The 7,992-nt window shown below is 63.9% G+C and carries 9 protein-coding genes and 1 pseudogene; 3 read left to right on the top strand and 7 right to left on the bottom strand.

Going from position 1 to position 7,992, the window contains the following annotated elements; all coding sequences use genetic code 11:
- Positions 1-374: 374 nt before the first annotated feature.
- Together EOA29_RS17895 and EOA29_RS17890 are read right to left on the bottom strand one after the other, a co-directional pair.
- The gene (locus tag EOA29_RS17895; protein WP_126092449.1) at positions 375-872 is read right to left on the bottom strand and encodes a GNAT family N-acetyltransferase; all 498 of its coding nucleotides are present in this window, start codon (positions 870-872) and stop codon (positions 375-377) included.
- 47 nt (positions 873-919) lie between these two features.
- Positions 920-1,870: a lytic transglycosylase domain-containing protein gene (locus EOA29_RS17890; RefSeq protein WP_126092448.1), complete on the bottom strand. Its 951-nt coding sequence runs from the start codon at positions 1,868-1,870 to the stop codon at positions 920-922.
- Between the two features lie 175 nt (positions 1,871-2,045).
- Here EOA29_RS17890 and EOA29_RS17885 point away from each other — a divergent pair, with 175 nt between their 5' ends.
- On the top strand, positions 2,046-2,615 hold the full coding sequence (locus EOA29_RS17885) for a methylated-DNA--[protein]-cysteine S-methyltransferase (protein WP_126092447.1): 570 nt from the start codon (positions 2,046-2,048) through the stop codon (positions 2,613-2,615).
- A 26-nt stretch (positions 2,616-2,641) separates the two neighbouring features.
- Here EOA29_RS17885 and EOA29_RS17880 read toward each other — a convergent pair whose 3' ends face one another.
- Positions 2,642-2,971, bottom strand: coding sequence for a hypothetical protein (locus EOA29_RS17880; protein ID WP_126092446.1), 330 nt, complete (start codon positions 2,969-2,971; stop codon positions 2,642-2,644).
- A gap of 267 nt (positions 2,972-3,238) precedes the next feature.
- Here EOA29_RS17880 and EOA29_RS17875 point away from each other — a divergent pair, with 267 nt between their 5' ends.
- Positions 3,239-3,451, top strand: coding sequence for a cold-shock protein (locus EOA29_RS17875; RefSeq protein WP_126092445.1), 213 nt, complete (start codon positions 3,239-3,241; stop codon positions 3,449-3,451).
- A 453-nt stretch (positions 3,452-3,904) separates the two neighbouring features.
- Here the strand turns inward: EOA29_RS17875 and EOA29_RS17870 are convergent, their stop codons facing one another.
- From EOA29_RS17870 to EOA29_RS17860, 3 genes are all read right to left on the bottom strand, one after another.
- The gene (locus EOA29_RS17870; RefSeq protein ID WP_126092444.1) at positions 3,905-4,513 is read right to left on the bottom strand and encodes a glutathione S-transferase family protein; all 609 of its coding nucleotides are present in this window, start codon (positions 4,511-4,513) and stop codon (positions 3,905-3,907) included.
- 86 nt (positions 4,514-4,599) lie between these two features.
- On the bottom strand, positions 4,600-5,460 hold the full coding sequence (locus EOA29_RS17865; RefSeq protein ID WP_126092443.1) for an EAL domain-containing protein: 861 nt from the start codon (positions 5,458-5,460) through the stop codon (positions 4,600-4,602).
- Entirely contained in the window at positions 5,457-6,356 is a 900-nt protein-coding gene (locus EOA29_RS17860; protein ID WP_126092442.1) for an EAL domain-containing protein, read from the bottom strand. Before EOA29_RS17860 ends, EOA29_RS17865 begins: the two co-directional genes overlap by 4 nt.
- A 203-nt stretch (positions 6,357-6,559) precedes the next feature.
- Between EOA29_RS17860 and EOA29_RS17855 the strand changes: the two genes are divergently transcribed.
- Positions 6,560-7,762: a pyridoxal phosphate-dependent aminotransferase gene (locus EOA29_RS17855; protein WP_127221222.1), complete on the top strand. Its 1,203-nt coding sequence runs from the start codon at positions 6,560-6,562 to the stop codon at positions 7,760-7,762.
- Between the two features lie 65 nt (positions 7,763-7,827).
- Here EOA29_RS17855 and EOA29_RS43060 read toward each other — a convergent pair.
- A pseudogene (locus EOA29_RS43060) lies at positions 7,828-7,992 on the bottom strand (cupin domain-containing protein); the annotation flags it as partial.

Here is a 7,992-nt window from a genome sequence, read left to right as displayed (position 1 = left end):
CAGCACTTGAATGCGGAGCACCGCTTTGGGTTCCAATATGAGCCATTCGGCATGAACGGCGGCGTGTCGGCCCCTGACCGAAGCGCGCGCAGATGTGCAATCTGGTGGATGGATGGGCGGATTTCAAACGAAAGCGGGCGGGCTCCGAAACCCCCGCCCCGGAGCCCACCTTGGAGTGGCTGACGCATGCCGGCACAGCCTCCTCCGACGCCTTGCCAGCGTCGATCCGCCGATCGGCCGCCCGGCACGACGACGCATTAGCATGCCCTAACGTCAGCCTGTGTGAAGTGGTTCACAATGCCTGCACATGATGATCGCCGCGGCGCCGATGACTGCTGGAAATCGCCAGCCTTTCCAAGCCTAGCCTTCCGGGCCTAGCCTTCCCAGGCGACCGGAACCATGCCCAGCCGCTCGTACAGCCTGAAGGCGGCGGCGTTCTTGACCGTGTTGGTCTTGAGATCGACACGGGCGGCGCCCCTGTCGCGGAAGGTCACGAACACATGCCGCATCAGCGCTTCGCCGATACCATGCCCTCTGGAGTCCGGGTGAACGGCGAGATCCCTGACGAAGCCGGACGTCCGGCAAAGGGCCGCGCCCGCCAGCAGCCCCTTGCCGTCGATGACGAGGAAAAAGAGATCAGGATCGAACTCCGCATTGCCGAGGATGCGCGGCCACCAGTCCTCGAACGGCCCGTCGGTGCCGTCGTCGAACACCTCTTCCAGCAGCGCATGCACGGCCTGCGCATCCCTGTGCTCGAACGGGCGCATGATGAAACCGTCCGGCCAATGCGGCGCGGTCAGCGCATCGTCGAGCAACTTGCGAAGGCGAATGTCGTTGGGCGCCGCGGGGCGAGGACCTGGATTTTCATGCATGGCCAAAACCGCTACTTTTTTGGGCGACATGCGCTGAGGTTGCAACCTCAGGCGTCGGGCGGCAGCCGATGCCGCCTGCGGTCGACGCCTAGGCCCGTCTCCTCGAGCAGGCCCTTGCGCTTGGCGTCGTAATAATAGCCGGTCTGGTAGAGCGTGTCGGCCCGCTTGGCGTTGCCGCCGGAGACCAGCCAGGCGCCGCGCAGATATTTGACCGCGTATTTGAGATTGGTCTCGGCGTCGAACAGACCGGTAGCCGGCCCGTCATAGCCCATGCCGCGCGCCGTGGCGTGCTTGATCTGCATCAGTCCCCAATGGCCGTGATTGTAGGCTTTCGGGTTGAACGTGCTCTCGCGGTTGACGACATAGCGCACCAGATCGACCGGCACTTCGTAGATCACCGAATATTTCTCGATCAGCCGCTCGATCTCGGCGCGTGGGCCCGTGGCGTGCTTTTCGGCCTGGCCCGGTTGCGCAAGCAGCGCCGGGTTCTGCGGCACCACATAGGCGACCTGCTGAACGCCGGGCATGGGGGCCACCTTTGCAGACTGGCCAGTGACCGGCATGGCAACGCCGGCGGTCGCGTAGGTGGCTGCCTGCTTGAGCGAGCCAGGCCCGGTTGGCGACGCGCCGGCCATCAGCACGGGCGGTGGCGGGAACTGGCCGGCGACGGGCGTCGCGCCGGCAAACGCGGCGGGCTGCGCGGGCGGCGGCAGCGGCGCACCAGGCTGCGCGGGCGGCGGCAACTGTCCGCCTGCCGCGGCGGTGGCTGCGGCATCGCCGGTCAAAGCCGCCGTCTGCACCTGAGCAAGGCCGGAAGGCTCCGGCAGCACGGCAACGGTTTCGGGCAACGCGACGGTTGGCGTGTCATCCTCGACGGTCGGCGTCGAAGCCGCCGCAAGCTGGGGCGCAGCCTTCGTCTGCGAGGTCGAGGTACAGCCGCTAAGACCGGCAGCGGCAACGAGCACGCCGATCGCGGTAAGGATGATTTTCGCTGCCAAGCCCTGCAGGTCCGATTGTCGGTTGTTAAAAAGTCCTTACACCAGCGATTCCAAGCGGGCAATCGGGGCCGGTATGCGGTTTTCGGGTGGCGAGACTCGGGGGGAATTGCGATATTGTTCCCTATCTGTACTGTAGATGTACCCGTTTTTCGCGGTTTGCGAAAAGGAGCCCATCATGGAAAACGCATCACCGATCACGGCCGGCCACGCAGTGTTAGAAACAGTGATCGGCTTCATGGGCATTGCCTGGAGCGAAAAAGGCCTGATCCGGCTCTGCCTGCCCGAACGCAGCCGTGAAGCGATCGAGCGCCGGCTGTTTCGCCATGCCGGCGTTTCAAGCTCTACCGAACAGCCGAAATGGGTGGTCGAATTGATCGCCTCGATCAAGGCCTATGCGGCCGGAGAGGATGTCGATTTCTCCGGCGTGCCGGTCGATCTCGACGGCGTCGACGATTTCCGTCTCGCCATCTACGACGCCGCGCGCAAGCTCGGCTTCGGCGAGACCACCACCTATGGCGAATTGGCCAAGCGCGCCGGTCATTCCGGGCTCGCGCGCGAAACCGGTGCCGCGCTCGGTGCCAACCCGGTGCCGCTGGTCATTCCGTGCCACCGCATCCTCGCCGCGGGCGGCAAGATCGGCGGCTTCTCCGCGCCCGGCGGTTCGGCCACCAAGGAGAAGATGCTCGCCATGGAAGGCGTGCGCGTCGGCCCGCCTCCGGCCGCGCAGGCATCATTCGGTTTCTGACAAAACCTGCCGAACGCCGGGCTCCCCTAGCGATGCGGGAAGAGGCGGCGTCGAAAATGCCGGTCGAAGTCCGGCCGCTTGCAGACATAGACGGGGCAGGACTTGGTGTCGGCGCTGGGCACATAGGCCCTCGCCCTCACCTCGCCCATGTTGCAGAAGCGCTCGTCCCGCACATAGCGATCATAAAGCGGCAGCCCAGGCACGCGCGACGACTGGTAGCGCAGGATGATGGCGCCCTGCCTGGCGATCGTCGCCTGCACGCGACCGCAGCTCATGCGCGTCGGGTCGTAGCGCGAGACAGCCTGTGCCTCGGCGGCCACCAGCATCAGGCAGGCGGCAAGCAGAATGGTTCTCATGGTCCTCTCCTACAATCGCGCGCGTGTCTTCCCTCCACAACGCGCGCCTGACCTCAAAACTTCCACGCTATCAGGGCACCCATTGGGAGCATGCCTGCAACTCCATCTTGTTTTCATCCGCGAACCATACTATATCCGCTCCATTGAATTTGGCCGATCGATCGGGCCTCGCGATCTTCGCGTTTGCTGACGTCTATCTCCAAAATTTCGATACCGCCGGCTGGACTTCGGTCCGGTCAAACCAAAGCAAATGTGAAGGACATTCTAATGGCAACTGGTACGGTCAAGTGGTTCAACGCCACCAAGGGCTTCGGCTTCATCCAGCCTGACAATGGCGGTGCGGACGTTTTCGTTCACATCTCCGCCGTCGAGCGCGCTGGCATGACCAGCCTCATCGAAGGCCAGAAGATCAACTTCGAGATCGAGCAGGACCGCCGCACCGGCAAGTCCGCTGCTGGATCTCTGAGCAAGGCAGCCTGATTTCGCGCAGGGCGCGCGCTGGGCGAGAGCCTGGAGCGCGCGGCGAGTCACGGATGTACTGACGGTCGCGCGACAAGCGCGCCGGAGCGGAAGGACCCGACAAGCCGAAGCGGCGGATTGCCGACGGCCCGGCCCCAACGCTCCCGATCAGGCTACCGGCATAGGAAGGCGGGCATTGCCCGCCTTTTTTGTTGCCTGATTTCCGGCGATTGGCGAAACCGGCGAAGCTGCATCCTTCTCCCCGTCATTATACGGGGGAAGTGCCCGGCAGGGCGATGAGGGGCAGCGCGACGGGTCGCGACAAGCTTCGCTTGCTTTGCCGGAGATCCAGGTAGCAAATCAACGCCAGAGGTCGGCGCCGCCCTCATCTGGCTGCCACCATCTTCTCCCCGTATAATGACGGGGAGAAGGACGCTCTCGTCGAAGCTTTCGCCAATTGCCGACGTGGCCTGCTCAGGGCACCCACTCGATCGGCACGTGCCCTTCGTCCGCCTCGACCCGCTTCAGCCATTCCACCACGGCCGGATAGGCGTCGAGCTGGAAGCCGCCCTTCTCGGCGGTGTGGGTGTAGGCATAGAGCGCGATGTCGGCGACGCTGTAAGCGCTGCCGGCGAAGAAGGCGTTCTGCTCCAGATGCTTGTTCATCACGCCGAGCGCCTTGTTGCCGCGCTCCAGCGTCAAGGCGAGCCGTTCCGGTGTGGCGTCCTTGGCCCTCTCCGGAAAGGTCAGCAGCGCCTTGCGCACCGCGATATAGGGCTCGTGGCTGTACTGCTCGAAGAACAGCCACTGATAGGCCAGCGCCCGCTCATATCTGTCGGCCGGCAGGAAGCGCGTGCCTTCGGCGAGATAGAGCAGTATGGCGTTGGATTCGGCGATGCGCCTGCCGTCGTCGAGCTCGAGCAGCGGCACCATCGCGTTCGGGTTCTTGGCGACGTAGTCGGCCTTGCGCGTCTCGCCGGTATGCGAACTCACCTCGATACGGGTGAAGGGAATGCCGAGCTTAGCCATCAAAAGACGCGGCTTGTAGCAATTGCCGCTGTCGATCATGTCATAAAGTATCATGGCCCTCTCCGGCATATCGAGCGATCAAGAAGCCTCTAACTTGCTTCTGCGAGTCCCATCCATTGATTTGTTTTTGAGTGAAAGCATCAGCGACGCTGATGCAAGGGCACGACCTTGTTGTCCATGCCGAGCAGCGCGTCGACCGAGAGCGGCTCTTCGTTGAAGACCGTGCCGGCAAGCGCCGGCCGGGCAAGGTGGTATCCCTGCAGGAGGTCGACGCCACCGTCGAGTGCCACGCGCAGATGGGTGGCCTGCTCGATGCCTTCGACCAGCACCTTGGCGCCGCGGTCGTGCAGCATCGAGACCAGCGGCCGGAAGAACCGCTCGGCAGCGGCGTGGCGGCAGAATTCGGCGAACCAGCCCCCGTCGATCTTGACGATGTCGGGCGACAGCAGGCCGATGCGCGCTTCGGTCGAATGTCCGGTGCCGAAATCGTCGATGGCGATGCGGATGCCGTCATGCCTCATCTCGCGCACCAGGCTGGCGAGCACATGGTCATCGGCCGCCTGTTCGGTGATCTCGCAGACCAGCATGGCAGGCTCGAGTCCGAAATCGCCGAGATGCCTGGTCATAAGGCGGATCTCGGCCAGCGCCCGCCCGAGGTGATCGTTGATCATCGGGTCGTAGTTGAAGAACAGCGTAAGCCCATCGACGCCGATGTTGCGGTAGTTGCCGAGATGCAGCATCCGGCACATCGTCTCGACAAAGAGGCGATCCGATGCCGCTACGCTGTCGAAGAAAACCTGCGGCGCAACGGGTGTCGCGACCCGGCGCGGCTCGATCAGCGCTTCGACGGCGACAGCCTTGAGCGTCCTGCCCTGCGGCGCGAAGATCGGCTGATAGGCGCTCCACAGCCGGAACTCGCGATAGACACCGAACTGGAGGCCGATCTCGTCGGCGAAGATCGCCTCGGCGGCATTGCGCCGCCTCTCGGGCCGCGCATTCATGGCGTCACCTTGCGCCCGAACGCCTTCGCAGGCCGCGACGGCGGCACAGGAGCGGGACTGGTGGCAAAATTGGCCTTGCTCTCGTCAGCCGCAGGCACCTGCATGCTCTTGCCGAAACCGCGAAAACTGGTCGAGGCGAGCTCCGGCCGGGCAAGCACATAGCCTTGCACCATCGAGGCGCCGGATTTCTCGGCGAGGTCCAACTGCCAGCCTTCCTCGATACCTTCGAAAACCGTCCGGATACCCTGGCTTTCGAAGCTCTTCACCATCGCGCTCAGCAGCGCGAAACCGGCCCCGGACTCCATGAGCTGTGTGATCCAGTGGGCGTCGAACTTGACGATATCCGGCCTCAATTCCTTGACGCGGTTGATGTCGGAATCGTCGGCGCCATAATCGTCGACGGCGATGCGGAAGCCGTTGGCTCTGAGCGCTTCGACAAAGCTGTAGAGCGTCTCCTGCGAAGCCGACCTCTGCTCGGTCACCTCGCAGACGATGCGGCGCGGATCGATGCCAGCCTCGTGCAGCACCAGGCGCATGTCGCGCAGCGCCTTGTCGACAATGGCGCGGTCGGTGAACACCGACGGATCGAAATTGATGAAGATGGATGCCTCTTGCGGCAAACAGGCGCCGGCGTTGAGCAGGTGCAGCGTCCTGGTCAGCCCCTCGATAGGCAGCCGTTCGCCCGCCGGGCAGGTGCCAAAGAAGCTCATCGGCGACTGCGGCTCGCCGTCGCGGAACGGCCGGATCAGCCCCTCGAAGGCGGCGACAGAAAGCTTGCCCTCGTTGAAGGCGAAGATCGGCTGGAAGGCGCTCTGCAGCGTGTAGATACCCCAGACACCGCTGGAGGTGCCGTCATCATGACGGATGATATGGGCAAGCCCGGTGCTGCGCGACAAGGGTCCCTCGCTCCGCCAAACCAGCGGAATTCAATCAGCCATCCTGCCAGCCAAGGGTTTACCGGTCGTTGATGAATTTATAGTTGCCGCTCACGCCACCTTGACCTCTGGATCATCCGACAATGCTTGCGCTGGGGCCGATGATGCGACATGAGAGGCGCCGCGGCCGCTCCTGGCCGCCATTCTCTTGGAGACGCCCTGTCATGGCCTTTCTTGCCGACGCCCTTTCCCGCGTGAAGCCTTCCGCGACCATCGCGGTGACGCAGAAAGCGCGCGAGCTGAAAAATGCCGGCCGTGACGTCATCGGCCTCGGCGCCGGCGAGCCGGACTTCGACACGCCCGACAACATCAAGAACGCGGCGATCGACGCGATCCGCCGCGGCGAGACCAAGTATCCGCCGGTTTCCGGCATCGTGCCGCTGCGCGAGGCGATCGCCAGGAAGTTCAAGCGCGAGAACAATCTCGACTACCGGCCGGAGCAGACCATCGTCGGCACCGGCGGCAAGCAGATCCTGTTCAACGCCTTCATGGCGACGCTGAACCCCGGCGACGAGGTCATCATTCCCCGCCCCTATTGGGTGAGCTACCCGGAAATGGTGGCGATCTGCGGCGGCACGTCGGTTTTCGCCGACACTTCGATCGACAACGGCTTCAAGCTGACCGCTGAAGTGTTGGAAAAGGCGATCACGCCGAAGACCAAATGGCTGCTGATGAACTCGCCGTCCAACCCGTCGGGCGCCGCCTACACCGAAGCCGAGCTTCGGGCGCTGGCCGACGTTTTGCTCAAGCACCCGCATGTCTGGACGTTGACCGACGACATGTACGAGCATCTGACCTATGGCGACTTCGTCTTCAAGACCATCGCCGAGGTCGAGCCGAAGCTCTACGAGCGGACGCTCACCATGAACGGCGTGTCGAAAGCCTATGCCATGACCGGGTGGCGCATCGGCTACGCCGCCGGCCCGGTGCCGCTGATCAAGGCGATGGACATGATCCAGGGCCAGCAGACCTCGGGCGCCTGCACCATCGCGCAATGGGCTTCCGTCGAGGCGCTCAACGGCCCGCAGGACTTCATCGCCAGGAACAAGGCGATCTTCCAAGGCCGGCGCGATCTCGTCGTCTCGATGCTCAACCAGGCGCGCGGCATCACCTGTCCGTCGCCGGAAGGCGCCTTCTATGTCTATCCGTCCTGCGCTGAGCTGATCGGCAGGAAGACCAGGGCCGGCAAGGTCATCGACAGCGACGAGATTTTCTGCTCGGAGCTGCTCGACGCCGAGGGTGTCGCGGTGGTGTTCGGCTCGGCCTTCGGCCTTGGTCCGAACTTCCGCATCTCCTATGCGACGTCGGAGACGCTGCTGGAGGAAGCCTGCACCCGCATCCAGCGTTTTACTGCATCGCTGACCTGAACGGCAGCGTAGCCACCCAGATAAAAAAAACCCGGCTTCGCGCGCCGGGTTTTTGTTGACGGCGCTCAGCCGCCATATTGCTCGTCGGAGACGGCCTCGAGCCAATCGGCGTGGACGCCGTCCATCGCCTCCTGCATGGCGACATGCGTCATCGTGGTTTTCGGCCCGGCGCCGTGCCAGTGCTTTTCGCCCGGCGCGAACGAGATGACGTCGCCCGCCCTGATCGCCTC

Source organism: Mesorhizobium sp. M1E.F.Ca.ET.063.01.1.1, assembly GCF_003998155.1.
Lineage (GTDB): Bacteria > Pseudomonadota > Alphaproteobacteria > Rhizobiales > Rhizobiaceae > Mesorhizobium.
This window is presented reverse-complemented; position numbering and strand designations above follow the sequence as displayed.